Origin of the sequence: Hydrogenibacillus schlegelii (genome assembly GCF_001653195.1) — a bacterium.
Lineage (GTDB): Bacteria > Bacillota > Bacilli > Thermicanales > DSM-22653 > Hydrogenibacillus > Hydrogenibacillus schlegelii.
The window spans coordinates 1-541 of sequence record NZ_JXBB01000064.1; the positions used below are offsets into that span (position 1 = coordinate 1).

Consider the following 541-nt stretch of genomic DNA (forward strand, 5'->3'; position numbering starts at 1 on the left):
TGGGATGAAAGGCGGCTTTTTCGTTAGATGTATTGCAGTTTTCTAATGGTTGTGCTATGATACAGACATGAACGGGAAACGATGGAAGCGATCAAAAACGGTAGGGTACAACATCGGCTACCACTTCATCTGGTGCCCCAAGTACCGCCGCAAGGTCTTGGTGGGTGAAGTGGCTGAACGGCTAAAAGAGTTGTTGCTCGAGAAGTCCGAAAAGATCGAAGTGTAGATTGTGCAGATGGAGATCATGCCGGATCATATCCACCTGTTCGTGAAGACCGTTCCCACAAACAGCCCCCACTTCATCGTGCAGCAGTTGAAAGGCCATACGTCTCGGGTGTTGAGGGAAGAGTTTCCCTTCCTGAAAAGTCGTCTGCCCTCTCTGTGGACGAGGTCGTACTACGTCGAATCGGTCGGACACATATCGGAGGAGACCATTCGGAAGTACATCGAAGACCAGAAAGGAAAGTAAGCCGTGAGCAAAGCCGAGCGGATCAAAAACGCCCTTCAGGAGACAAAGGAGCGCAGGAAAACCCAAAGACCC

Annotated in this window: 1 pseudogene; it reads left to right on the forward strand. The window is 50.6% G+C overall.

Annotation, left to right across the window (positions count from 1 at the left end):
• The first annotated feature begins 67 nt into the window (after window positions 1–67).
• A pseudogene (tnpA, locus tag SA87_RS11965) lies at window positions 68–469 on the forward strand (IS200/IS605 family transposase).
• The last annotated feature ends 72 nt before the right edge of the window (window positions 470–541 follow it).